Origin of the sequence: Streptomyces phaeoluteigriseus (genome assembly GCF_001896135.2) — a bacterium.
GTDB lineage: Bacteria > Actinomycetota > Actinomycetes > Streptomycetales > Streptomycetaceae > Streptomyces > Streptomyces phaeoluteigriseus.
Genome location: NZ_MPOH02000014.1, coordinates 55,727 through 80,061 on the forward strand (window position 1 = coordinate 55,727; position 24,335 = coordinate 80,061).

Here is a 24,335-nt window from a genome sequence, read left to right on the forward strand (position 1 = left end):
GAGGTGAGGTGAGCGGTGAGGTGAGATGGGCTGCGGCGTCCGGGTGACCGAGTGCTTGGCCCGGCCCTCGACCCATGTCATCTGCCCCTTCGAGTGCCGGGTTCGGCCGGTGCGGAGGTGGAGTCCGCGCGCCGCCTCGCACGACCTGCCGTGTGTGCGGTGGCCGCACCCGACCTGATCGGGCACAGGATGTCGGGTCCGCCAGGATGCGTACTGCCTAGCGTGGTGATCGTCAGCAGGAAGGAGACCGGCGTGCTGGAGCGGCTCAACGAGAGCATGGAGCACATCGAGCGTCATCTCGACCAGTCCATCGACGTGGCGGAGCTGGCGCGGATCGCGGCTACCTCGGAATACCACCTGAGGCGGATGTTCTCCGCGCTGGCGGGGATGCCGCTGTCGGAGTACGTGCGACGCCGCAGGCTCACTGTCGCTGGTGCTGAGGTACTCGCACGGCGTGAGTCGCTGTTGGAGATCGCGGTCCGCTACGGCTACGGCTCCGGTGAGGCCTTCGCCCGGGCGTTCCGCGCCATGCACGGGGTCGGGCCGGGCGAGGCCCGGCGCAGCGGAGCCGCGCTCGTCTCCCAGCCCCGGTTGGCCTTCCGCCTCACCGTCGAAGGGAACAGCAGTATGCGATATCGCGTAGTGGACAAGCCGGCCTTCTCCGTCGTCGGCCTCAAGGCCCGGGTTCCGCTGGTGCATTCGGGGCCGAACCAGGCGATCATCGATTTCGTCCGCGGCATCGCACCGCAGACGCTGGAGGATCTGGAGAAGCTGTCGGACCAGGAGCCGCAGGGCGTCGTCGCGGTCTGCGACGACCTGGACCCCAGTCGTGCCGAGGGCACCGAACTCGACTACTACCAGGGCGTGATCACGTCAGAAGCCGCCCCCGAGGGCGCGTCCGTCCTGCCTGTCCCGGCCGGGTCCTGGGCCGTCTTCACCACCTCGGGGCCGGCGCCGCAGGCCATCCAGGAGCTGTGGCGGGACGTGTTCACGCAGTGGTTCCCCTCCAACCCGTACCGCAGCCGCCCCGGCCCCGAGATCCTGCGCACCCGCCTGTCACCGGACGGGACCGAAGCCGATGCCGAGTTGTGGCTCCCGGTGGAGCGAGAACAGGGCTGAGGGAAGCGAACACGGGGCTGCGACCGGAACGCGGGACCGGTCGCGGCCCACGCCCCAGGGCGGCCCCCTCTGCCTGACGCAGCCGGAGCGAGCAGGCCGGCGGCCGTGCCGCCGACTGCTCGTGGAGCATCGATCTGCTCCCAGGCCCGCCCGGCCGCCCGCGAGGACGCCGCCGGCCTTCCGCCGCAGCCGCCACCGAGCGGCCAGGACCGAACAACTTGGACATGTTGACAAGCCGACACGCTGACAAGGTGACAGGAGGGTCTACGGACATCGGCCTCCGCACACCGCCAGGGCGACTGCCCATGCAGGGCGATGCAGTGCCGTCAGGGCTTCAGCGGCCTGCACTGCGCTGCACGGCGCTGCCCGGTCCTGCACGGCGCTGCACGGTCATGCATAGCGCCTGCGCGGTTCCGCACGGCCCTGCACAGTCCCGCACGGCCCTCAACGCCCCGGCCTGCCGTGCCCGTAGACCGGCGGCCGGATCGCGGATAGAACTCTGCTGGGAGTCACCGCGTCCGACCAGGTGTTCAACCCGCCGAACAGGCACTCCTCTCCCGTACGACAGCCCCGGCGGCGCCTTGTCAGTGTGACGAGGGCGCCTGTATAACGTTGTAAAAGTCAGGTATGGGACTCGGTGCACCACTCACGGTGACGACCCCGTACCCGCACCGACCACACCGGCCGGGACGCAGTGGAGGGATTGCCGTGCGGGTCAGCCTCAAGGACGTTGCCGCCCACGCGGGGGTCTCCATCAAGACCGTCTCCAACGTGGTGAACAACTACCAGCACGTCACACCAGCGATGCGCGAGCGCGTCCAGCAGTCCATCGACGCGCTCGGCTACCGGCCCAACCTGGCCGCCCGGCACCTGCGCAAGGGACGCACGGGTATCATCGCGCTCGCTCTGCCCGAACTCGGCAACCCCTACTTCGCCGAACTGGCAGCCGTCGTCATCGACGCCGCCGCCGCGCACGACTACATCGTGCTGCTGGACCACACCGGCGGCCGCCGCGAGCAGGAGGTGCTGGTCAGCCAGGGCTTCCGGGCCAGGGTCATCGACGGACTCATCCTCAGCCCCATAGAGCTGGAGGCGGACGACCTACGCGACCGGGCGGAGAACGTACCGCTGGTGCTGCTGGGCGAACGCGACTACGACCTGCCGTACGACCACATCGCCATCGACAACGTGGCCGCGGCCCGCGCCGCCGTCCGGCACCTCATCGACCTCGGACGGCGGGAGGTGGCGTTCATCGGCGCCCGGCGCGGCCACAGTGAGCCCGCCCAACTCCGCGTGCGCGGCTGGCGCGAGGAACTGTCCGCCGCCGGACTCCCGGCCGACGACGGGCTCGTCGCCGCCACCGACGGCTGGGGTCATGCGGACGGGGCGGCGGCCATGGCCCGCATCCTGGAGACCGGACGGCGCCCCGACGCGGTCTTCGCCTACAACGACCCGATGGCCATCGGCGCCATGCGTGTCCTTCACCGGCAAGGGCTGCGCGTGCCCGAGGACATCGCGATCGTGGGTTTCGACGACGTGGTCGAGGGTCGCTTCGGCGCGGTGACGCTCACCTCGGTGTCGCCGGACAAGGAGGCCATCGGCCGGCTCGCGGTCGAGTCGGTGCTCGCTCGGCTCGGCGGGGGTGAGCCACCCGAACCGCGCCGTGTCTGGGCGGACTACCGCCTGGTGCGGCGGGAGAGCACGTTGGGCCGGGCGGCGCCTGGCAGGGACGGGCAGGACTGACCTGTTCGGCGGTGCGTATGCGAACGTGCCGCCGTGCGTCTCTCGGCGGGGACGCCACCTGCGCCGCCGTGCGTCTCCTGGCGGGGACGCCACCTGCGCCGCCGTGCGTCTCCCGGTCGGGTCGCCGGGTCGGTACCGCGGTCGGCGCCGAACAGGCCGACGAGTCGATCGGCCTCGGCCGATCGGGCACGGGCACGGGCAGGGACGATCCACGTCATGAGGTCGCACTCTTCTCGAAGCGTCGTCATCGCTCGGCGCAACCGCGCCTCGAGCGGATGCACTTGATCTGAGCCGCCCGGCGACCTCGGCCGTCGTCGGGTCGAAGTGGCGCGCGATTTACGTCTGTTGGATGTCAGGGGCGCCGTCTCCATGGGGGCGGCGCCCTCCTCTCCAGCGGCGTGTCCGGCCGTGGGGAGATGTCGACTGCCCTCCTGAGCAATCTCGTTGCCGTCGGTGAGAAGGCGGGCGGGTGTGGGTGCCGGTATCGGTTTCCGAGCGCGGCGTGCAGAGCATGCAGAGCGTGCACAGGGGGTTTACAGCTTCCTTCCAACGATGTAAAAACCTCTGTGCGGCGGGTCGAACAGCCATTCCCGCCCGGGGAGAAGCGCCACCCTGCTCGACTTCTGCTCGATTCCTGCTCGATCTCTGCTCGTTCGCCACCTCCCCAGCTCCCTTTCAGCGTCGCCCGGATCGGGGTCACCATGCAGCGCAGCACTCACCGTCGTCGCCTCCTCGCCCGTCCAACGGTCGTCTCCCTGGCAGCCGCAGTGGCATTGACCGCCACCTCCTGTGCGAAGTCGGAGGACGACGCGTCGAGCGCCACCACGTCCTCGGGGGCCGCCGCCGACGCCGAACAGAAGGTCGCCTCGCCCGAGCCGGGCGGCAAGACCTGCACCATCGACGCGTACGGCGCTGAGAAGCTGGACCTGAAGAACGCCACCGTCGGCTTCTCCCAGTCGGAGAAGGAGGCCAACCAGTTCCGTATCGCCGAGACGCAGTCCATCAGGGACGAGGCCAGGAGGCGCGGCGTCAAACTGCTGACGGCCAACGCCCAGTCGCAGTTCTCCAAGCAGATCAGTGACGTGCAGGACCTGCTGGCCAAGGGGGCCGACCTGCTCGTCATCGCCCCGCTGAACTCCGACGGCTGGGACCCGGTCCTCAAGGCCGCCGCCGCCAAGAAGGTCCCCATCGTCACGATCGACCGCAAGATCAACGCCACGGCCTGCAAGGACTACGTCTCCTTCATCGGCTCCGACTTCGTCGAACAGGGCCGGCGCGCCGCCGACCAGATGATCGAGGCGACCGGCGGCAAGGGCGAGGTCGCGATCCTGCTCGGAGCCGCGGGCAACAACGTCACCACCGAGCGCACCAAGGGCTTCAAGGACCGGATCGCGGAGAAGGCGCCGGACCTGAAGGTGGTGTTCGAGCAGACCGGTGACTTCGCCCGCGAGAAGGGCCAGCAGGTCACCGAACAGCTCATCCAGTCCAAGCCCGGCATCAAGGGCATCTACGCCGAGAACGACGAGATGGGCCTGGGCGCGGTGGCGGCGCTGAAGGGTGCGGGCAAGAAGCCGGGCGACGTCGAGATCGTCACGGTGGACGGCACCCGCAACGCCGTCCAGGGCATCGTGGACGGCTGGATCAGCGGCGTCATCGAGTCCAACCCTCGCTTCGGACCGCTGGCCTTCCAGACGCTGGAGACCTTCACCCAGGGTGAGGAAGTCGCCCAGGACATCGTTATCGAGGACGGTGCCTACGACGAGGCCAACGCGCAGAGCGACATCGGCAAGGCGTACTGACGTGCCCCGGGGGCCCGTTGAGCCGGGCCCCCCTTCCGCCCCCCCCCCGCAACCCCTTCCCCGCATCTGGAGGCACAGGTGGCACCCCCCGCCGAAGTCCTCGCCGTCCGCGGACTGAGCAAGACCTTCCCCGGAGTCCGGGCCCTCGACGACCTGGACCTCACCCTGCACGCCGGTGAGGTCCACGCCCTGATCGGCGAGAACGGCGCCGGCAAATCGACCCTCATCAAGCTCCTCACCGGCGTGTACCGGCCCGACGCCGGCGAGATCGCCCTCCACGGCCGCCCGGTCTCCTTCGCCACCCCCTTGGAGGCGCAGAAGGCGGGCATCTCCACCATCTACCAGGAGGTCAACCTCATCCCGCTGCTCAGCGTCGCCCGCAACCTCTTCCTGGGCCGCGAGCCGCGCAACCGGCTCGGCATGCTGGACGTCGCCCGGATGAGCCGGGAGGCCGAACGGACGCTGAGCACCTACGGGGTGCACGTGGACGTCCGCCAACCGCTGCGCACCCTGGGGGTCGGCGCCCAGCAGATGGTTGCCCTGGCACGCGCCGTCGCCACCGACGCGCGGATCGTCATCATGGACGAACCGACCTCCTCCCTCGAACCGCGCGAGGTCGAGACCCTGTTCTCGGTGATCCGGCGCCTGCGCGACGCCGGTATCGCCGTCGTCTACGTCAGCCACCGCCTGGACGAGCTGTATGCCGTGTGCGGCACGGTCACCGTGCTGCGCGACGGCCGACGCGTCCACCACGGCGGACTGGCCGACCTCGACCGGCTCTCCCTGGTGTCGACGATGCTCGGCCGCGATCTCGGAGAGGTCCGCAAGGAGGGGCTGACCAGGTTCACCGGGGATCACGGCCCGGCCGAGGCCGAACCGGTGCTGGAGGCCACGCAACTGGCGGTCCCTCACAAGCTGCACGGTGTCTCCCTGAGCATCCGCCCCGGGGAGGTCGTCGGCCTGGGAGGGCTGCTCGGTTCCGGGCGCACCGAGACGGCCAAGGCCATCGCCGGTGCCCTGCCGCTGCGTTCGGGCAGCGTCACGGTGGCCGGGGTGCCGTTGCGTGGTGGTTCGACGCCGGCGGCCATCCGGGCGGGCATCAGCCTGCTGCCGGAGGACCGCAAGAGCGAGGGCATCGTTCCGGGACTCTCGGTGCGGGACAACATCGCGCTGGCCGTGCTGCCGCGTCTGTCCCGCTTCGGACTGGTCGCCGAAGCCCGCGTGGACGGCATCGTGAACACCTTCGTCGAGCGGCTGCGCATCAAGGCGTCCTCGCCGCACCAGAAGGTGGGGGAACTGTCCGGCGGAAACCAGCAGAAGGTACTGCTCGCGCGGTGGCTCGCGATGAACCCCAGAGTGCTCCTGCTCGACGAGCCGACCCGGGGCATCGACATCGGCGCCAAGGCCGAGGTGCAGAAGCTCGTCGACGAACTGGCCGCCGACGGCCTGGGCGTCCTGCTCATCTCCTCCGACCTGGAGGAACTGATCGAAGGGTCCGACCGCGTGGTCGTACTGAAGGACGGTCGTGTCGTCGGTGAGCTGACCGGTGACGACGTCACCGAGGAGAAGCTCATGCGGACCATCGCCGGGAACGACCCCGTGCGGGACGCTGTCGAGGAGGTGGCCGCCGATGGCTGACGTCACGCTGCGCACCGCCCCGTTGGACAAGGCCCGCGTCCTGCAGTGGCTGCAGACGTACGGCGTCTACGCCGGCGTGGCGGTGCTCCTGATCGTCAACGTCGTCGTCACCCCGTACTTCCTGTCCGCGGAGAACTTCCGCACCCAGGCCGTCCAGGTCGCCCCCGTCATCATCGTGGCCCTCGGCATGGCTCTGGTCATCGGCACCGAGGGCGTCGACCTGTCGGTCGGTGCCGTGATGGCGCTGTCAGCCTCCGTCACCGCCCTCTACCTCGGCTACGGCCTCCTGCCCGCTCTGCTCGTGGTCGCGCTGTTCGCGGCCGTGGTCGGGCTGGCCAACGGAGCGCTGGTGGCACTCGTCGGCGTGCAGCCCATCGTCGCCACCCTGGCCCTGATGGTCGGCGGCCGGGGACTCGCCCTCGTGCTGCTCCCGCAACTGGAGGACCTGCGCAACCCCTCGCTCGCCTCCCTGGGTTCCGGCGACGTCCTGGGCGTCCCGTACCTGATCCTGTTCGCCGCCGTGCTGGCCCTGCTGGTGGCGTTCGTGGTGCGCCGCACCACCTTCGGACGCCAGCTCCTGGCCGTCGGCGACAGCCGTCCCGCGGCGCAGCTCGCCGGCCTGCCGGTGCGCCGCGTGCTGATCGTCGTGTACGTCGTGAGCGCGCTGCTCGCGGCGACCGCGGGCGTGCTGGCCACCGCGCGACTCCAGGCCAGCGACCCGACGTCGCTGGGCAACCTGATGGAACTGTCCGCGATCACCGCGGTGGTGGTCGGCGGCACCCCGCTGACCGGCGGCCGCGTCAACATCGCGGGAACCGTGGCCGGAGCCGTCCTCATCCAGCTCCTGACCGCCACGCTCATCAAGCACGATCTGCCGCCGTCCTGGACACAGATCGCGCAGGCCGTGGTGATCGTCGCCGCGGTGTACGCGGCTCGGGGACGGGGGAAGCGATGACCGCCACCAGGACGGACCCGCCCATGACCACGGCGAGCATCGAGCAGTCACGGGGCGCCGGGCCGGTGGGCTCCGCCCGCTCCGAGCGGCTGAGCGCGCTCGTCCAGCAGCACGGCGCGCTCGCGGTGCTGGTGATCGTCTCCCTGATGGCGTCGTTCTCCTTCGACTCCTTCGCCACCGGCGACAACGTCAGCAACATGGCGACCAGTTCGGCCTTCCTGGCGATCGTCGCCCTGGGCATGACCTTCGTCATCATCACCGGGGGGATCGACCTGTCCGTCGGCTCCCTGTTCGCCCTCGGCGGCGTCCTGGCGGCCTGGGGATCACGCCACGGCACCCTGGTGGGCCTCCTGCTGCCCCTCGCGGTGTGCGGACTGATCGGCGTCGTCAACGGCCTGCTGGTGGCCCGCTCCCGGCTCGCTCCCTTCATCGTCACGCTCGCCGCCATGCTGGGCGCGCGCGGACTGATGCTGGCGCTGACCGACGAGGGCGCCGACACCTTCCTGATCGGCAGGGGCTCGCTCCTCGCCGAACTGGGCCAGGGCACCACCCTCGGGCTGGGCAACCCCGTGTGGATCACGCTCGCGCTGTTCGTCACGGGCGCCGTCGTCCTGCGCCGCACCCGCTTCGGACAGCACGTGTACGCGGTCGGAGGCAACGAGGACGCTGCCGCCCTGATGGGCGCACCGGTGGCCCGCACCAAGATCCTCGTGTACGCCCTGTCCGGTCTGCTGGCCGGACTGGCCGGCGCGCTCAACGCCGCCTGGCTGGCGTCCGGCGTGACCATCCTGGGCAACGGCATGGAACTGGAGGCCATCGCCGCCGTCGTGATCGGCGGCACCCTGCTGACCGGCGGTCTCGGCTACGTCAGCGGCTCGCTCGTCGGCGTCCTGCTGCTGAAGGTGATCCAGAACGTCATCAACCAGATCGGCTCGCTCGACTCCTCCTACCAACAGGTCGTCAGCGGCGCCTTCCTGGCGGTGGTCGTCGTCGCCCAGACATGGCTGGGCCGCAGACGGCAACTGATGTGACAAGCCCCGGAGGGCGGCGGAGTCGCGCTCGGCGCCGCCGCCCCGTCCGGTTCCGGGCGGCCGGACCTACCCCGGCCGCCTGCCGCACGCGCACGTCTCCCACCCCACGAGTCAAGGAGCCACGATGCGTCGAGTACCCGCACACCCGGGGCCGGTGGCCTGGTTGAGACGGCGAGCGCGGTGGGCCACCACCGCGCTCGCCGCGTTCACCATGGCCGGCGCCACGGCCCTGACGGCCACCGGCACGGCGGCCGCCGCCCCACAGGCATGGACGCCCAAGCCCTCACCCATGACCACCCCGTGGACCAACCAGGTCCCCACCGGCACACCCCTGCCGGAATACCCCCGCCCGCAACTGACCCGCCCCGACTGGGCCAACCTCAACGGCATCTGGGACTTCGCGGTCACCTCGGCCGACGCCGGCCAACCCGCGTCGTTCACCGAGCAGATCCGGGTCCCGTTCGTCGCGGAATCCGCGCTCTCCGGCATCCAGCGGAAGATCACGCAGAACGACAAGCTCTGGTACAAGCGCACCTTCACCGTCCCGGCGAACTGGAACGGCCGCCGCCTCCAGCTCAACTTCGGCGCCAGCGACTGGCGTACCACCGTGTGGGTCAACGGCCGCCAGGCCGGCGCCACGCACAGCGGCGGCTACGACGCCTTCTCCCACGACATCACCGACCTGCTGAACGGCGGCACCAACACCCTGGTCGTCTCCGTCTGGGACCCCACCGAGACCGGTAGCCAGGCCGTCGGCAAACAACGGATCCGTGACGTCGCCCCGCACCCCGGCGGCGGAATCTTCTACACGGCCGCGTCCGGCATCTGGCAGACGGTGTGGCTCGAACCGACCGCCCCCGCCCACATCACCCGCCTCGACATGGTCCCGGACCTGGCGAACAACCGACTCAAGGTGACCGTCCGCGGCTCCGGGACGGCGGTCACCAGACCCGCGTCACGGTCTCCACCGGCGGGAGCACGGTGGGCACGGCCACCGGCGCCGTGGGCAGCGAGTTCACCGTGCCGGTCCCCGACCCCCGCCTGTGGACCCCGGACGACCCCTTCCTCTACGACGTGAAGGCCGACCTGCTGTCCGGGACCACGACCGTGGACTCCGTCGGCAGCTACACCGGTATGCGCACGATCGGCCTGGCGAGCGTGGGCGGCCTGCTGCGTCCGGTCCTCAACGGCAGGTTCGTCTTCCAGACCGGCACCCTCGACCAGGGATACTGGCCGGACGGCATCTACACCGCGCCCACCGACGCCGCCCTGCGGTACGACCTGCAGAAGCACAAGGACCTGGGCTTCAACATGGTCCGCAAGCACATCAAGGTCGAGCCCCAGCGCTGGTTCCACCACGCCGACCGCCTCGGCCTGCTGGTCTGGCAGGACATGCCCTCCATGGAGCACACCCCCGACGCCGCCGCCCGCGTGCAGTGGGAGGCGGAGTACGACCGCATCATCGACCAGCACCGCAGCTCCCCGTCGGTGGTGATGTGGGTCAACCAGAACGAGGGCTGGGGCCAGTACGACCAGGCCCGCATCGCCACCGAGGTCAAGGCGTACGACCCCTCCCGTCTGGTCGACAACATGAGCGGCGTCAACTGCTGCGGTTCCGTGGACGGCGGCAACGGCGACGTCGTCGACCACCACGTCTACGTCGGCCCCGGCACCACCGTGCCCAGCGCCACCCGAGCCGCCGTCTTCGGCGAGTTCGGCGGGCTCGGGTACAGGGTCGCCGGCCACGAGTGGTATCCGGGCGGCGGCTTCAGCTACGAGGACCAGCCCAGCCTCACCCACCTCGACAACCGTTTCGTGGGCCTGCTGGACGCCCTGCGCGAGGTGCGCATGCCCCGCGGCCTGTCCGCGTCGGTCTACACGGAGATCACCGACGTCGAGAACGAGGCCAACGGCCTGCTCACCTACGACCGTCAGGTCGTCAAGGTCGACGAGGCCAGGGTGCGGGCGGCCAACCGGGCGCTCATCGACGCCTCTCTGGGCTCGACCGCCCCGGTCACGCTGCCCACCGGCCAGTACGCGTCACTGCGTGTGACCACCCCCGGTCACACCGACCGGTACGCGCGCCACAGGGACGGCGCGGTCTTCACGGAGGCCGTGGGCGGCGGCAGCGACGCCCTGCTGAAGAGTGACGCCACCTGGAAGATCGTCCCGGGGCTGGCCGCCGGCACCTGCTACAGCTTCGAGTCGCGCAACTACCCGGGCGAGTACCTGCGACACCGCCAATCCCGGGTTTACAAGGAGTCCGGCACCGGCGACCTGTTCCGGGCCGATGCCACGTTCTGCCCCGTCCGCGGCGCGAACGGCGGCGTACGGCTGTCGGCGTACAACTTCCCCGAGCAGTACCTGCGCCACTACAACTCGGAGTTGTGGCTGGCCGTCCCGGGCGGTACGCGCGCCTACGACACCCCCGCGCTGTTCACCGAGGACACGACCTGGTCCGTGGAGGCGCCCTGGGCGCCGTGAGGCCGGGGTAGCCGCATCGAGCGGCGGTCCCGGTGGCGGGAGGAGGACCCCCGCCACCGGGACCGCTCGCGTACGCACTGCCGGCTACGGCTTCTCCGCGGTGTGGAGGCCGTTCACCTCCTGCGCGGTGAGGGCCCGGTCGAAGGCGTGGACCTCGTCGACCGCGCCGTTCCAGAAGTCGACGTCCGCACCGTCCCAGTGGGCGCGGCCCACGGTCAGCGGACCGCTGCTCGGATAGGCGGCGCCTCCCGTGGCCGTCGCCGCGAGCTTCCCGTCCACGTACAGCTGGATCTGGTTGGCCGTCACGTCGCGGACACCGACGAGGTGGTACCAGCGGCCCGTTTCAGCGGGAGTCGCCACCTGGGCGCGGCGCTCTCCGGGAGTGCTGAAGGCGAAGGTGCCGTGGCCGTACTGGAGGTAGAACGGGTTGGCCGTGGCGCGGGAGTCCTGGCTGACGGCGGTGGCGTAGTTGCCGGGAACCCGGTCGAGGCGGACCCAGGCGGACACCGAGTAGCTGCCGGTGGTGTCGAGCACCGGCCCCGCGGTCTCGGCGTACTGCTTCTGGCCGTCGAAAGTCAGCGCGCTGCCGCTGACGCCGGGCGTCCAGGAAGCGCCCTCGCGAAGCGTGAGGGGCTGGTCGTTGGGACCCTGGTCCTCGGCGGTGGTGCCGGTGCCCTCGTCCAGGGCCCAGTGCCCGCCGCCCGTCAGCGGCTCGTGCGAGCCGGCGGCGGCGCCGGCGGCGATGACCTTGCGGTTGATCTCCCGCACCCGGGCGGCGTCGACCTTGATCTCGCGACGGTCGTACGTGTAGAGGCCGTTGAGTTCGTTCTCCAGGTCGGTGATCTGCGTGTACACCGAACCGGACAGTTCGGCGCCGGCCTGGGCGAGGTAGAACCGCTCGGTGTTCTCGACGTACTTGCGGGTCAGCTCCTCCTTGGTGGTGACCCCGCTGTAGATCACCGTCGGGGCGCCCGGCCACATGTGGCCCGGGGTGCGCAGGGTGAAGCCGCCGTGCTCACCGTCCATGGCGGCCCGCTCGTCGTCGGGGAAGGGCGGGTCGGTGTTGTTGTAGTCGTGGTGGTCGATGATGTCGCCCTTGCCGGAATCCCCCTTGGAATTGCAGCAGTTGACTCCGCTGTGGGCGTTGACGACGCGGGACGGGTCGGCGGCCTCGACGGACTCCGCGATACGGCCGGTCTCCTCCCGGTTCCACTCACCCCAGCCCTCGTTGAAGACGATCCAGCCGATGACGGAGGGCGAGTCGTGGTGCTGGCGCATCATCTCCCTGCCCTGGTCGACGAACGCCTTCTGGCCCGTCTCGTTGGTGATGTTCCCGGAGACGAAGTCCTGCCAGACCAGGAGGCCGAGCCTGTCGGCGTGGTAGAACCAGCGCGCCGGTTCGACCTTGATGTGCTTGCGGACGGCGTTGAACCCGAGCTTCTTGTGCGCCTTCAGGTCGAAGGCGAGGGCCTCGTCACTGGGCGCGGTGTACAGGCCGTCGGGCCAGAAACCCTGGTCGAGCGTGGCGAGGGAGAAGACCGGCTTGCCGTTGAGGACGAGCTTGTTGTGGCCGCCGACCTTCTCGATGCCGACCTTCCGCATCCCGAAGTAACTGGTGATCCTGTCGGTGGACCGGCCGTCGGTGAGCTTGACGTCCAGGTCGTACAGGTAGGGGTCCTCGGGGCTCCACAGGTGCTGCTCGGCCACGGGCAGGCTCAGTCGCGTGTTGGCCGCGCCGGTGACCTTCCCCACCACCTTGCCGCGGGCGTCGCGGGCGACGGCCTCGACTCGGGCGGCGGGGGAGGCGTCGTCCGAGTCGACCGTCACCGCGAGGGTGCCGGTGTCGACGTCGGGCGTGGTGACGACGTCGTCGATCGAGGCGGCGGCGACGGGCTCCATCCACACGGTCTGCCAGATGCCGGAGGTCTGCGTGTAGAAGATGCCGCCCGGGTTCGTGGACTGCTTGCCCATGGGCTGGTCCGCGCCGCCGGTGTCGGTGACCGTGACCACGATCTCCTGCGGACCGCTGCCCTCGAGCGCGTCGGTGATGTCGGCGCTGAAGGCGTTGTAACCGCCGGTGTGTTCGGCGACCTCGGTGCCGTTGACGTACACCCGCGCCTGGTAGTCCACGGCGCCGAAGTGGAGCTGGAGGCGGTTGGCCTGGCCGCTCCCGCCCACCTTCCAGCTCCTGGGCACGTCGACGAGCCTGCGGTAGATCATGTGGTCCTCGTGCCGTTCCAGCCCGGACAGCTGCGACTCGACCGGGAACGGCACGACGATCTTCTCGTCGAGGTCCTTGCCGAAGACCGGTTCGTCGCCCGGCTCGGCGGCGCTGAACTGCCACGGGCCGTTGAGGTTCTTCCAGTTGCTTCGCACCTGCTGCGGGCGCGGGTACTCCGGCAACGGACGCTTCGTGTCGAGTTCGTCGCCCCACTCGGTGGTCAGGCGGTGGGTGGAGGCGTTCTCCGCATGGCGGATGAGCTTCGGCACGGTCGCGCCGCCGGCCGTCAGGCCGCCCTCGCCGTCGTACGAGACCCTGACCAGCTGGTTCTTCTGGATCGGCGCGGAGAGGGTGACGAGCAGGGAGTTGACGTCACCGGGGTGGGACGCCACCGACTTGACGGGCATGGCGGTGGTGTCGGCCTCGATCTTCAGGTGGTCCCGGACCGCCTGGAGGTTGCCCACCCTGCCGTCGAAGCGCAGGCGCAGGCGCCGCCCGTCCTGGGCGACGGTCGGTTCCACCGGGTACACCTCGAAGTCGTCCGGCGGGGTGAACGCCGACATCGGCACGAGCTGCTTGGACTGTGTCGGCGTCGACCAGCGCAGGAACATGTTGGCTCCGCCGGTGTCCTGGAACATCTCCAGACGGAAGGCGTGCTTCTCACCGGCGGCCAGCCTGACCGCGGCGCTGGTCTGCTCCCGGTCCCAGTCGCCCACCCAGTGGTCGATGACCGGCTCGCCGTCGATGTAGAGCCTGAAGCCGTTGTCGCCGATGGCGTGGAAGGTGTAGTCACCGGTGGCGGGTGCCTCTATCTGTCCCGTCCACCGAGCCGTCGTGTGTTCCGTCCTGCCGGTCAACTCCTCGAAGGTGCTGGTCAGTCCGGAGAAGTTGATCTGCGGATCGAGCAGTGTGCCACCGAGTTCGGCGAAGTCCCGGGCACCGGGCGCCGACATGCTGAAGTACTCGCCCTTCAGACCGTGGGTCTGGACCGCCGCCTGCTCGGCGGCGGGCGCCGACGCGGTGCTCGGCTGCTCCGCGGCCGTCGCGGCGGGCATCAGCCCGATCGGGGGCAGGACCAGGGCGACTGCGGTGAGCAGCGCCCACACTTTGGCTCTCGGGCGGGTGCGGTGTCGTGTCATCGAACCTTTCCTCGCGTAGGGCTGAACCGGACGGGGTGGGCCCGCGCAGCCTTTTCAACGTTGGAAATCCTGTGACAGCGGTATGACAGCACGGCCTCCATGGGCTGTCCAGACCTCACGCACCACTCTGTTGCCTGCCGCCACCGGACGCCGCGGCCGGAGGACGACAGAGGCCCTCGCCCGGAAGCCGTCCCCGTAGCAGAGCGCAGATCCCTGCCGAAGAGACGCCGGGCCCCGGGCCGGGGGTGCTCCGGCGGGGCGAGCCGGAGATGCGGCGGACGAGGTCATGAGCGGCGGACTCCCGGTGGCTGTGAGCCCGCCGGTCGTCCAACGTCCTGAACTCGTCGGGGCGACCCGCTCGAGGGCAAACGGGGTAGCCCGGCGTGCACGATGTCGGCTCAGGTTCGAGTCTGTGGGCATGAGTATCCGACCATGGGTCATCGTGGAGCCGCCGGACGGTCGTGGTCTGCGCCGCGTCACCATCGAGGGCGAGACGGTCGGGAGTGCCTGGTCACCGGCCGAGCTGCGCAGGATACTCGGCCGTCACGGTTACCCCGAGGACATGGATCTTGATGATCCGACATCCATATGCTGGCGCGGGGGTGACAGCAGAACCTGGCCGGACCGAGCCTGGAGAAGGCGCTCCATCACGGCATTCATGACGGCCGGGCTGCTCATGTCCATGGTGTTCAACGCAGTCATCGGCTGGCCGGACGCCTCAGGGGCTCTGACGTTCGCGCAACGGATCACCGGAGTGCTGTTCGTTCTCTCGGGCGTGGTGCTGGGAATTTCGGCGATCGCGGCCCTCGACTACTGGGGAAGACGACAGTTCAGGGCCTCCGGAGCGATTGTCCTGCTCGGGGCAACCATCGTGCTGGCCACCGACGCCCTCCTTCTCCTGCTCTGGTTCGAGGAGCGGGAGTACACGCGCTATCTGCTGGTCTTCCTGCCCGCTCTACCCTGGTCCATATGGGCGCTTTGTATTCTCGTGCGCCAAAAATCATGGAAAGGGATCCCGCAACCAAAAGGCTTTGCGGTGGGGGTGGTCGCCACGGCACTCCTGACAGCTGTCAGCCTCGCCTATTCCACTATGTACCAGCCCGCGGCCGCGCCCATGCACTTCACCCTCAAGGCGGAATTCGGTAAGGCGTGGGAGGATAGGAATGTCGCGTTTGTGCACGTGCCGCTGACGTTGCACATGAAAAACACCGGAGGGATACCGGTATACGTCATCAACGACATTTACACGGTCCGCGGCAGGGGCGCCGCATATTCTTATGGGGAGGAGGATCTGACGGCAGAGTGGCGGAACAGCGTAAGAAAGCGGGGGGCGCGCGACGGGGAGGCCGAACTCTACGTCGACCAACTCACGTACACCACGATAAGCAGCGGCAGGTTCTACGACTCCGGTAATTCGCTCGATGTCGGGCAGGAGTACGTCATGAAGCGCGTGTTTCAGCTTCCCAAGGGGGCCACGTATGACACCGTGAGCGTTGCATTGCAGATCTCTTACATGAGAAAGGACCGGGGGAGGATCGACGTGGACGAGTTCAGGTCCCCCCATCTTTCGTGGAACGAACGTGAGCGCCAACACTGCCCGCCAGCCGTATGCGGAGAGTTTCTCGTGTATCGCGGAAAGGTGCGACACAACAACAATCTCATCAATGTGACGCGCAAGCCACGGTACGTGACCGCAGTCTGGGCTCCTGAGGGCCGGTTCATCTCTTCGATCTCGTCCTTCCCTTTCAATTTCGCCGGCGTGGGCGACTACAGGGAAGAGAGGAGAGAAATGGAGAGATACGGGGCTGCGGGGGCCCGGGCCGATGCAGAGATCTCCGTGGCCGAACTGTTGAGATCCGCCGGGGTGTGACCGGTCTGGCCGATCAGTCGCCGGCCCTCGTGAGCCAGGTGCCCGCTGTCACCCCGAACTCCTCGTCAAGGTACTTGGCCGTCTGCTCGCAGGCGAAGGCGGCGCCGCTCAGATCCCCGAACAGCCTGTCATGCGGTACCAGCTCGGCGAGTTCGGTGATGAGCCGCACGATTTCGAACGGGCCGCGGCTCTGCTCATTGTTACGCAATTGGGCGTGGACCTTGAGCATGTCGTTGCTCATGTCCTCCGCCTTCCAGAAGTCCTTGACGCCTTCGTTCTTCCACTGCGGGGGGACCAGACTGTTCAGTCTCCGCACGAGGGTGGACTCGGGGGTGGACTCGAATATGGCGCTGGTGCAGAAGGCGGCGGCCTTGCCGAGCGACTCCTGCGGGCGTTCCTGAGCGGAGACGGATTGCTGCTGCTGGTCCTTCATGCGGGCGGATTTGTCATCCAGCTCCTTTCTGGCTTCGGACCGCTCGTCCTGCGATGTCCGGGGGTCACTGATCTTCTTCAGCAGCGCACTGACCTGCCGCGTGATGTGCCCGAGCTGTTCTCGTTCCTTCGGCGGGGTCCTTCGGTCCTGCATGATGTCCGGAGAGGAACTGGCCGGCACCAGATTGTTCCGGGTGAACTGCTTCGGGCTCTCACTTTCAGGTGCGTTCCGGCTTGCATCCACAGAGCCGGCGTCTGCCCCGTCCTGGCTCCTCTCCGCGGCATAGGTCGTATCCTGAACTATTGCGATCATCTGGGCCCGTACGTCCTGTGGTGTTCGGGGATCGCAGACCATTTCCAGGGTGGATGTGGTCCGCTTGACCACCAGGATGAGCATGGACCGCTCTTCGGTCGGTGTCTCGGGACCGTTGACCGCCTCAAGCGTCGAAGTTCCCTGCCTCACGATCGTGGTCAGCTCTTTCCGTAGCCCGGAAGGTGTTGCAGGGGCACTGATGGCTGCGAGCGCGGTGGACAGACTCTCCGCGGTCTCGACGACTCCCTGCCTGTCCTGCGGCGAAGTCCTCGGATCCTCGACCGTGCCGACGATGGTGATCAGTTCCTCCACGGTCGAAACGAGTTCTTCGGGGACTCGTTCCTTCTCCCTGTTCAGGGCTGCTGTCGCCTTGTCGATTTCTGCCTTCTGCTCCGGCGGGACTTCGGGCGTCTGTCCGTGCGTGTCGCCGGTGTCCGACCCGGTGTCCGACCCGGGGTCCGACGGCTCAGAGGTGTCAGACGTCCTGGGATCAGGCGGATCGCTCGGTTCGGATGACGGTGCGGAGTCCGGTGGCGAGGTGGGTGACGTCGTGGGCTCCGTCGGATCGATCGGCGGGGAAGGGGGAGACGGCGGAGGGGCCGTGGTCCGGGCCGGTACTCCGACATGCCCCCCGCTCAGACGCTCGGAATCTGCTGCGGCGATCGTCAGACCTGTCGGCATCGCGAGTGCTGCGGCCAGAATGGATGCGTTGGCCGCGCGAAGGATGTGTCGCCGGGAAATTCTGGCCATGATGGTTCCAGAAAATCGAGCTTGAAGAACACAGAGTCGATATGAATCCACTCTTCACCCGTCCGGTGCATCCCGCAACGGGAACGCCGGGCTGCAGTGCGACCGGCCCTCGGTCGCTCAGCGCGCCGGGTGACTGCCGGTCAGCTCCGGGGCCGCATCACCCCACGATCATCTGGTCTGCGAAGAGGGAAGGATCTCAGCCTGCCCAGTTCGTGGAGGCCCCAAGCCCTCAAGGCGGATGTCGGGGACCCTGCGCCGTGTGACCACGAGTACCCGGCAAAGGCGATCGCGCACATGACGGCGGACCGGGAGGCCACCGCACAAGCCCCCGCGGATCTCGTCCCGTTCGCCGATCTCAGGAGCTTCTTCACCGGCAACGGCAAGGACTGGGCTCCGCACATCCTCTGGGATCCCTTCACGGGAGCGTTCGCCCAGTTCTTCCCCGCCACGTCCCGCAGCAAAGCCCTGTTCGACGTGGCGGTTGGTACGCGTACCCACCGGGCCGGCAAAGTCGTCATCAAGATCGAGTCCTTGTTCTTCCCGCAACTGCTGCGTGAACGGCGAGGGGTTCGCGAGGCTGGTCGACACTCCCGGCAAGGGCTGGGGCGATCTCCACGCATGGATCGGCTCCTGGGACGTACCGGACGTCTGGCCCATGGGCCGCCCGACGTCCTTGTCCCGCAGTATGTGTCCGGCCGACAAGTGGAGGGCGCAGGGCGGGTGGTAAGCCCATGCCCACGTCCCGGAGAACGGCCACGTCGACCCCGGTTCCTGGCCGGCGTTCGAGTTGCAGCCGACCGGACCGCCCCTAGCTGAGCACCGGATCGAGCCGCACCCTGGTGTGACGTTCTTCCAGGCGGGACGCATGTCGCCCGTCATCGAGGCGATGCACGGTCGGCTCGTCGCCGAGGGCTGCGACCGCTACACGTCCGGCGCCCGTCTCGACGCGTGGGGAGCGGGCGAAGTGAGGTCGTACACCGCCTGGCAGCAGAAGCCGGGTTTCGTGGGAAGTGCCGCCGACGGCGTTCCCGGCCCGTTCAGCCGGGACAGGCTCGAGGTCCCCGATGTCTGAGGCCTCCGAGCAGGGCCCCGGAGCTTCAAGGACCCTGTCGAGCTGATCGTCAGGAACCCCTGACCAGGAGATTTCCGGGTTTGCGGGCGACTCGCATCGGTCGCATGGTGGAAGTAGGACGACCGTGGTCAGGTCGAGTCGGGCGGTGCAGAGGTCAACTGCGCGTGCGACTGCGCGCAGTTGCGAACGTCGTGGCAGTGATCAACTACACCTCGCGTCCGTACGGTGACATCTCGCGCGTTCAACAGGCCGATCCGCATCGTGATCCGACTCCTTGCTGAAAGGAGAAGGACCATGCCTGCTCTGGCGCCGTTCCCAGGAGCGACATTCTTCCACGCGGGACAACGCAGTTCTCTGATCGCCTCGATGGGCAAACGCCTGGTGACGGAAGGGTGCGGCAAGTACCGCACGGGTCCGGGTCCCGAGTGGACGGACGCCGACCGGCAGTCGTACGCCGTCTGGCAACGCAAGTTGGGATTCGAGGGGGCCGAAGCCAATGGCATACCGGGAAAGACCTCCTGGGACCGGCTCCGCGTCCCGATACCGTCACCTGATCCCGGTGGCCGCGTCGCATCCGCCGTACCGGGACACCGCGTCACGACCGCGCACCGGGTGGAAGGTCCGCACTGGAGCCTGGGCTACCACACCGGTGCGGACTACGCCGCCCGGAACGGCACACCATGTGTCGCGGTGCGCAGCGGTTCCATCGTCCGCAACGGACACGACCGCAGTTTCGGCGACTTCCTCGTGCTGCGTGCCGACGGGTTCGACTTCTGGTACTGCCACCTCTCCGAACAGACCGTGAAAGCGGGGCCTGTCAGGGCCGGCCAGAAGATCGGGGAAGTCGGCTCCACCGGAAACTCCACCGGCCCTCATCTCCACTTCGAGAAGCGCCCGGCCGGTGCAGATTCGGATCAGACGTGACACCGACCTGGTAGCCGTCGGAGGAGCCGCGGCGCCCCCAGTTGCGGATGTGTCATGGGGCCGACGGCGGACCGGTGCCGCTAACGGTGATGAGGGCCGTGACGTCGGCCGTCATGTCGGTCGTCATGACGACCCCTCGCGACGACCGTCATGACGGTCGTCGCGGTCGGGACGCTGCCGGTCACGATGGTCGTGTTCGTCGTCGGGGAGGAGTCCGCGTCGATCGAGGTCAGCTCGACACCGGTGTCCTCGAGTGTCACCCAGGCGAGGTCGTCGTCGGCGACACCCTCCCGTCGGCGCTGCACGACCGCCGTGACGCGAGGCGGCGTGGAGGCGGTCGGGTCGTACGAAGGGCCGGTGACACTGACCGTCGGCGGGTCGTCGAGCTTCACCCGCAGTTCCCGGTCGGGCAGGATCCGCAGCAGGTCGGTGCGGACGACTGCGGAGATCTCGGCCCCACTGATGGAATCCGGCTGGTAACGGACCAGAGCGAAACGGGCGAAGGGCAGGCAGGCGTCCCCGGTGTCCACCTCCAGGTCGCAGAACCAGCGGTTGCCCTCCGGGTCGAACTGCGGGGAGAAGCCCAGGCACACCGCGAGCGGCCGTCGTCCTGGCCGGCAAGGCGTACTCGTCCGCGTGATCCACGGTCACCCGCGGCGTCGCCGGACTCGGGCGGTGAATCCGACGAGTCAGTTGACCAGGCGGCCGGCCGCGAGCGCGGAGACAGCCGTGAGGGACTGCCCGGCCCCGGTGTCATGTGGTGTGGCCGTGTTCGTCTGGTGTCCGCGTCGTCGGGTCCGGGCCCCGGTGTCATGTGGTGTGGTCGTGTTCGTCTGGTGTCCGCGTCGTCGGGCCCGGGCCCCGGTGTCGCCTGGTGTGGTCGTGTTCGCCTGGCGTCCGCGTCGCCGACTCCGGGCCCCGGTGTCACGTGGCGCGGCCGACTCCGCCCGGCGCCCGAGTCGTCGACTCCGGGCCGGGCGGCGCGGAAGGCATGGGTGGCAGGCCCGCGGCGATGCCCGGCAGCAGCACGGGCTCCAACCGGACCGACTCCTGTCCGCCCAGATACCGCTCCAGTTCCGGCGGCCGGTACTCCGAGTCGCGGTCGTAGCGCTCCTTGGCGGGCACCGCGAGGAACTCGTTGCCGTCGGGCTCGCCGTCGGCGTTCACCGCCTGGCCGAGCGGCCGGTGCAGGGGGCTGGAGAGTCGGTACATGCCCGTCCGCGAGGTGTGCACCGCGCCCGCGCCGTCCGCCCGTACACGGAAGTCGATACTCCGCTCCGGCTTCATCACCTGCGGCCCGACCGTGCTGAGCACATCAGCACCGAACGCCAGTCCGTATCTGCGGGCCTGGTCGACCATCCACAGCAGGGTGACGTCGGACAGTCCCGCCTCCTTGTATCCGCCGCCGACATCGCAGTGCACCCCGGCGAACCACACCTGCTTCAGCTCCTGGCCCTGCTCGGCGGCGCCGGGCTGCTGGTGCCACAAGGCCGGTTGGAACGCGGAGCGCTGTTCGTCGATGGCCAGTGCGTGGAAGGCCGCCCCGACCCAACTGCTCAGCTCGGTGTCGTGAAACGCCCAGCGGCGGTTGAAACGGTGCACGGACGGCTGCAGCCAGGTGGCGCCCGGAGCCGGGATTCCCAGGGCGCCGACCGTGTCCCACACGCCGATGAAGTGGATCCGCGTCTCGCGTGCGTACGAGCGGCGGAACAGCGTCGCGGTCGCGCCGGTCGGTCGCTCGATCCGATCGCGGTACAGGGCCCAGGCTTCGGGGATCCGGCCGACGTGATCCCGGCGCAGGATCCCGCAGTGGCGCAGCAGTCCCGCCAGGCTGCGTGCCGTGAACGCGCCTCGGCTGAAGCCGAACAGGAACAGCTCGTCGTCGGGCTCGTACGTCTCGACGAGGAACTCGTAGGCGTCGAGGACGTTCCGGGAGAGTCCCACCCCGAACGCGCCCCCACGCAGCCGCTCACGCCGGTGGGTGCCCACGCCGCGGTGGTAGTAGACGCGCTGCTCCTTCCCGGCTTCGGACCCCGGGCGCACGGACAGGGCGACCTTGGCGATGTTGGTCTTGCTCGGTTGGTCGGCGGAGTTCCACGTGCCGTCGCAGCAGACGACCAGACGCTTGGCCATGACCATCCCTCCTCGCATGAGCGTGGAGCGGCCCCTACCACAACCCATGGTTCCACCACTCCGCGAGCCATGCCATACGAGAGCCGCCCACGCCCGTCGCGCATGTGGGGCAAGCGACGCGGGCGGTGATCACAGGGCGCGCCCGACGGGTGCCGACGGGTGCCGGCGGGTGCGGCACGAGTCGACGGTGCGACTGGACCGGGTAGTTGGAAAGTTGGAAAGCCTTGCAGTCGACCGAATGCGACTCTCTTGATTCACTCCGGTCCGCGTGACACACATACGGAGCCAGGACGTCGGGACGGGTCAACCCCGTGAGGGAGAGCCGCGGGTCACCGATGACCGCGGTGTACCACTCCGTCACGCCTCGGTCCGAGGAGGAACGGGCCGTGAGTGAAGCCGACTGCCACACGGGGTCGGCGACCCACAACTGGATCCGTCTCACGCATGGTTGACACCGCGCTTGCCGTTGCCACCGGTCGAGGACGCGCTGGACCGTTTCCAGCTCGCTGCCGAGTCGGTCAGGGAACGCCGGTGCCCACGACGTGGACGGTGCCGGGAGACGAGCGGTCGCGTCCTCGACCGGCGGCAGGCGCTTCCGATCCGGCGTCACCTGGTGACCTCCGGGCCAGGCCAGGCCAGGTCAGGCCCAGCAGCGGGTGCGGAACCACTCGTCGAAGCGCACCATTTGACGTAGGGGGAAACGCGCGGTTCGGGTGCGGCCTCGACCGCGGCACATGCAGACCATCGTCCTCGCATCCGCGGGAGGAGTCGCCATGCCCATGCTGCTCATCAAGGGCTTCTACGACGTCAGGGGCTCGCAACCGGACGGGGACACGGTCCACTTCACGGCTGAGGACCCCGCGGAGTGGGGCCTGGTCGGCGGCGGCCTGGGCCGCGCCGTCGAGCACAGTGTGCTGGGGCGCGCCAAACTTCGGCTGGACGCGGTCGACGCACTCGAGACGCACTACGGCGCCAACCGCGTCCACCAACCGCTGGAGTTCGCCCACGCCGCACGCGACGAACTGTTGAGCTGGCTGGGCTTCACCGAGGTCCAGCGCCGTCCGGACGAGACCGTGACCGCCACGACCCCGGCCACGGTTCCCGGGTTCGTGCTCACCCGTGGCTCCGACGTCCACGGCCGCTGCATCGCCCTGGCAGGCCGCGGAACGGCCCCAGGGGCCAGCGGCCTGGAGATCGACGTCGACCCCACGGTGCTGAGGACGACGGTCAACCACCATCTGGTCACGGCGGGCTTGGTGTACCCGACGTTCTACCGCAGTCTCTTCGCCGGCCTGCGGGTGGAGATGGCCGCCGCGGTCAAGAAGGCCCGGGACGCGGGAGAGGGCCTGTGGCCGAGCGATGTCACCACCACAGGGGCGAAGATCACAGGCCTGGCCTCGTTGACGGACGATGTCGTGCTGCTCCCGAAACTGTTCCGTCGACTGGTGGACTACCTCGCGCTCACCATGCCGCTGACGTGTTTCCCGGCCTTTCTGGCCGGCGCCAGGGACCGCTTCTCCATCCTGTCCACCGGCGAACGGTGCGTCGGCCTCCACCGTGTCGTGGAGACCACGAACGGCCAGACCGTCAGGATGACGCGTCCCCCCGAGGACCTGCTCTTCGAAGACGCCTGACACGGCCTACGACGACGGTGTCGGGAGTTCGAGGCGTGGGCCCGCCGCTCGGCCGACCAGCCCGCCCGCGCGGTCACCACATGGCCTCAGCGATCGGGAGAAGACGGAAGGAACGTGTTCGAGCAGCAGGGATCGCCGTGCGTCGACCCCACGCCCGGCTCACGCCCCGCACCGGGGCGCCGAGGGGATGCGTGGCCGCGCGACGGCCTTCGCCGCGATCGCCGTCGGCGTGGTGACGGTGGAGCGATTCGGAAGGAACAGCCCGCTCAGACAGTTCCGTCGAGGTGCGGCGTCGCCCACTGTCGTCGACGTCTTGCCGTGGTCATGCGAAGCGACGCTCCTCGACGTCCCGCAGTGGTCATGCGAGCTGCGTACGTGTCACGTTGACGAGTGGCTGGGCGAAGAAGCCGCCGTCGCTGAGCCCTTGCTCGATCTGATGCTCTGCTTCGAAGAAGCGGTTGTTGTTCAGGAGGACGCCGCCGAGGAAGGGCATGTGTATGGATCCGGATCCGTCGACGGGGAACGACCCTGAACTCGGGTCGATGGTGCCGTCGGTATTGAGCAGCCTGACGAAGATCGTCTCACCTGGCTGAATGGTGTTCTCGAGGTCCACGAGTGTGGAACTCGGCGTGACATTGACGGTGAGGCTGGAGAGTACTCCGTCGCTGACGAACCTGTCGTGGATCTCGTCGCGGAGATCCGGTTGAAGTGCCTTTCCTGCCGCGACGATCATGTTCAGCGACGGGATGCGCAGCAGGCTGGAGGCGTCGACTGGGTATTCGTGCGAAAACGGTGTCACCGCGCCGGAGGCCTCGCGAACCTCCACGTTGACGACCTCGCCCAGTTCCAGTGAAGTGGTCGACATGACAGCTCCTTGATGCGCTTGTCGGTTGGCTGGGGATTCCCGTCGGTCCGGCCGGCACAGCGAGCGGAACGCGTGACGAGTTCGTCCATGTCGACGGCCCACCTGCGGGATGGAGCCGAGGGACGCCTCCGCAGGCGCAGTGTGCGGCGCACGGGCCGGGATCACGGCCTCGCCACGGTCTGTACCTTCACGGGGCGAGAGGAGGACGAGCGA

14 protein-coding genes and 3 pseudogenes are annotated in these 24,335 nt (G+C 68.8%); 12 read left to right on the forward strand and 5 right to left on the reverse strand.

The window, feature by feature from the left end; translation table 11 throughout:
• Positions 1 to 252: 252 nt before the first annotated feature.
• From BM536_RS17615 to BM536_RS17645, 7 genes and pseudogenes are all read left to right on the forward strand, one after another.
• Positions 253 to 1,119, forward strand: a complete 867-nt coding sequence (locus BM536_RS17615; RefSeq protein WP_073492642.1) for an AraC family transcriptional regulator — start codon at positions 253 to 255, stop codon at positions 1,117 to 1,119.
• 708 nt (positions 1,120 to 1,827) lie between these two features.
• The gene (locus BM536_RS17620; RefSeq protein WP_073492619.1) at positions 1,828 to 2,862 is read left to right on the forward strand and encodes a LacI family DNA-binding transcriptional regulator; all 1,035 of its coding nucleotides are present in this window, start codon (positions 1,828 to 1,830) and stop codon (positions 2,860 to 2,862) included.
• Between the two features lie 701 nt (positions 2,863 to 3,563).
• Entirely contained in the window at positions 3,564 to 4,661 is a 1,098-nt protein-coding gene (locus tag BM536_RS17625) for an ABC transporter substrate-binding protein (protein WP_094103173.1), read from the forward strand.
• Between the two features lie 78 nt (positions 4,662 to 4,739).
• Positions 4,740 to 6,299, forward strand: coding sequence for a sugar ABC transporter ATP-binding protein (locus tag BM536_RS17630; RefSeq protein ID WP_094103174.1), 1,560 nt, complete (start codon positions 4,740 to 4,742; stop codon positions 6,297 to 6,299).
• Positions 6,292 to 7,254 (forward strand): ABC transporter permease, encoded by a 963-nt coding sequence (locus tag BM536_RS17635; protein ID WP_073492621.1) that lies wholly within the window; start codon positions 6,292 to 6,294, stop codon positions 7,252 to 7,254. The genes BM536_RS17630 and BM536_RS17635 overlap by 8 nt, the downstream gene beginning before the upstream one ends.
• The gene (locus BM536_RS17640) at positions 7,251 to 8,285 is read left to right on the forward strand and encodes an ABC transporter permease (protein WP_073492622.1); all 1,035 of its coding nucleotides are present in this window, start codon (positions 7,251 to 7,253) and stop codon (positions 8,283 to 8,285) included. The genes BM536_RS17635 and BM536_RS17640 overlap by 4 nt, the downstream gene beginning before the upstream one ends.
• Positions 8,286 to 8,409: 124 nt before the next feature.
• A pseudogene (locus tag BM536_RS17645) lies at positions 8,410 to 10,769 on the forward strand (AbfB domain-containing protein).
• A gap of 84 nt (positions 10,770 to 10,853) precedes the next feature.
• Here BM536_RS17645 and BM536_RS17650 read toward each other — a convergent pair.
• Positions 10,854 to 14,129, reverse strand: coding sequence for a glycoside hydrolase family 2 (locus tag BM536_RS17650; RefSeq protein WP_073492623.1), 3,276 nt, complete (start codon positions 14,127 to 14,129; stop codon positions 10,854 to 10,856).
• 286 nt (positions 14,130 to 14,415) lie between these two features.
• Here BM536_RS17650 and BM536_RS41775 point away from each other — a divergent pair, with 286 nt between their 5' ends.
• Positions 14,416 to 15,999, forward strand: a complete 1,584-nt coding sequence (locus BM536_RS41775; RefSeq protein WP_211362906.1) for a hypothetical protein — start codon at positions 14,416 to 14,418, stop codon at positions 15,997 to 15,999.
• Positions 16,000 to 16,012: 13 nt separating this feature from the next.
• Here BM536_RS41775 and BM536_RS17660 read toward each other — a convergent pair whose 3' ends face one another.
• Complete coding sequence (locus tag BM536_RS17660) at positions 16,013 to 17,056, reverse strand: hypothetical protein (protein ID WP_073492625.1); 1,044 nt, start codon at positions 17,054 to 17,056, stop codon at positions 16,013 to 16,015.
• Between the two features lie 1,303 nt (positions 17,057 to 18,359).
• On the opposite strand from BM536_RS17660, the gene BM536_RS42925 reads away from it, so the two are divergent.
• The 3 genes and pseudogenes from BM536_RS42925 to BM536_RS43990 form a co-directional block, all read left to right on the forward strand.
• On the forward strand, positions 18,360 to 18,566 hold the full coding sequence (locus tag BM536_RS42925) for a peptidoglycan-binding protein (protein WP_245873611.1): 207 nt from the start codon (positions 18,360 to 18,362) through the stop codon (positions 18,564 to 18,566).
• 297 nt (positions 18,567 to 18,863) lie between these two features.
• A pseudogene (locus BM536_RS42930) lies at positions 18,864 to 19,106 on the forward strand (peptidoglycan-binding protein); the annotation flags it as partial.
• Between the two features lie 111 nt (positions 19,107 to 19,217).
• Positions 19,218 to 19,490 (forward strand): annotated as a pseudogene (locus BM536_RS43990) (M23 family metallopeptidase); the annotation flags it as partial.
• A gap of 80 nt (positions 19,491 to 19,570) precedes the next feature.
• Here the strand turns inward: BM536_RS43990 and BM536_RS17675 are convergent.
• Together BM536_RS17675 and BM536_RS17680 are read right to left on the reverse strand one after the other, a co-directional pair.
• Entirely contained in the window at positions 19,571 to 20,083 is a 513-nt protein-coding gene (locus BM536_RS17675; protein WP_073492627.1) for a hypothetical protein, read from the reverse strand.
• 331 nt (positions 20,084 to 20,414) lie between these two features.
• On the reverse strand, positions 20,415 to 21,623 hold the full coding sequence (locus tag BM536_RS17680; RefSeq protein ID WP_073492643.1) for a DUF2235 domain-containing protein: 1,209 nt from the start codon (positions 21,621 to 21,623) through the stop codon (positions 20,415 to 20,417).
• Positions 21,624 to 22,396: 773 nt separating this feature from the next.
• On the opposite strand from BM536_RS17680, the gene BM536_RS17685 reads away from it, so the two are divergent.
• Positions 22,397 to 23,257, forward strand: a complete 861-nt coding sequence (locus BM536_RS17685) for a nuclease (RefSeq protein WP_073492644.1) — start codon at positions 22,397 to 22,399, stop codon at positions 23,255 to 23,257.
• A gap of 358 nt (positions 23,258 to 23,615) precedes the next feature.
• Here BM536_RS17685 and BM536_RS17690 read toward each other — a convergent pair whose 3' ends face one another.
• The gene (locus tag BM536_RS17690; RefSeq protein ID WP_073492629.1) at positions 23,616 to 24,122 is read right to left on the reverse strand and encodes a polysaccharide biosynthesis/export family protein; all 507 of its coding nucleotides are present in this window, start codon (positions 24,120 to 24,122) and stop codon (positions 23,616 to 23,618) included.
• Positions 24,123 to 24,335: the final 213 nt, after the last annotated feature.